At 48.6% G+C, this 1,783-nt stretch carries 2 pseudogenes; both read right to left on the bottom strand.

Going from position 1 to position 1,783, the window contains the following annotated elements:
- Positions 1-375: 375 nt before the first annotated feature.
- Positions 376-480: pseudogene (locus BMZ51_RS24000) on the bottom strand (IS6 family transposase); the annotation flags it as partial.
- A 929-nt stretch (positions 481-1,409) separates the two neighbouring features.
- A pseudogene (locus BMZ51_RS23550) lies at positions 1,410-1,598 on the bottom strand (integrase core domain-containing protein); the annotation flags it as partial.
- Positions 1,599-1,783 lie beyond the last annotated feature (185 nt).

Below are 1,783 nucleotides of genomic sequence, written 5' to 3'. Positions count from 1 at the left end.
AGGCCAGCTTCAAAGATTTCTGGCAACCTTCTCTGGCTTACGTAATCTGTTCGTTCCACCTCGCCACCAACGTTCTGCAATCGACATTTACCTCCACCGCATCAACGCTTTCTCACAATGGAAACAGGCAGCTATGCTTCACGCTTGAAATCCGCATGGTGAAAGCTCTTGCGGCCAAATTCAAGTTAAGTTGATGGCACCGCCCGCTTCTGGCCCTGCGTGCAGGCAACGGCCTCTCATTTGCCTGAGTTCTTGCGGTGCAGCGAACGGCAGCTTTGCCCGCGTCTTACCAGTTCATACTCCGAGTAGCCAACGATAGCTGCTCAGCATGTTCTTTAATTGTTCTGATTTTTGGCCACTTTTGCAGCTTTGAGCCAGTTGGGCCAGGCTGAGCGAAAAGCGGTGATAGAGCCAAACAACGTGAGCTATGATTTCGGGTGGAAAACGATGGCGTTTGTAAATGATCGGAGCTGAGGTCATACATCGCTGCTATCCTATCAATCTGGCCCGAAAGTTAACGTGACATCACCGATTTCTGGCAGTCTTCTCAGGCCTGCGTAATCTCTTCGTTCCACCTCATCAACAACGCCCTGCAATTGACATTCACCTCCGCCGCATCAACGGTGACAGATAGATCCCCATATGGAATAACAGAAAACTTGGATCTAAACGAATTCTACTTCAAGAAAAAGCTGCTTTAACGAGATAGTTTTCCTATTGCCACCAGAGCTTAAAAGACAACGATTAACTTTGAGAGCCGATGCATTTGAAATTGTTGCGCGTATTGAATTGTTGTCGGATTATCCAGAAAACAGAGGAAAGAATCGACAGCGCTTTCAGTGAAATTCGGCTACGGAACTGCCACAACTATCGTCACCAGTGCTAATAACATTCGCCTTAAATTCGCGAGCCAATCCATGGAAGCTTTGGAATGGAAAACCCGCACATCAGAGCTGAAATAACAAATTAAATCACCATCGAAGTTTTCAGAGGCAGCTAACCACGAATTGGTTTGAGGCTCGCACTTGCGCACGAACACCTTTTAAAAGGAACAATAAGTGTTTTTACCATTGCAATTTTTGCATTTGGAAAGGTTAATTAAGCCATGTGCAAAATCACCCTCTTAGGCATCGCCAGCAGTTTCCTGTTTCTGCTTCCTAGCATTCCGGCCAGCTCACAGGCCAGGCCAGACACGACAGTCATGACCTGCCAACAGGCCAGAGAGCTGGTCTCAAGCCATGGCGCTATTGTCCTTGACACAGGACCCCGCACCTATGAACGGTTTGTCAGCTCACGCAGATATTGCCTTGTCCCCGATTCTCGCCACATCGCATGGACATCAACGACTGACAGTGAAAGCTGTCCTATAAGGCGTTGTTACTCTCGCGATTAATTCAATGGTTGCAGCTTCACACTGGGCGGTCAGTAGCGGTTGTGATGCCGCCGATGGCCATGTTGGGCCGTTCGTTGTTGTATGTCCAGAGCCAGTTTGTGGCTTCTTCTTGTACCTGTTCGATGGATTGAAAGCAGTTCTGATCCAGCCATTCCTGCCTGACCGTTCTGTTATAGCACTTCACATAGGCATTCTGAGCGGGCTTACGTAATCTGTTCGTTCCACCTCGTCACCAACGTTCTGCAATCGACATTCACCTCCACCGCATCAACGCTTTCTCACAATGGAAACAGCCAGCTGAGGGCCTCTATTAACCACAAGCGTTTTCGAGTGTGTTCTGATTCAATTGTGCTGTCGGCTGGGGAGGCAATCATGTATCGGGCACCAGGG

The sequence above is a fragment of the Pseudovibrio axinellae genome (assembly GCF_900110875.1).
GTDB lineage: Bacteria > Pseudomonadota > Alphaproteobacteria > Rhizobiales > Stappiaceae > Pseudovibrio > Pseudovibrio axinellae.
This window is presented reverse-complemented; position numbering and strand designations above follow the sequence as displayed.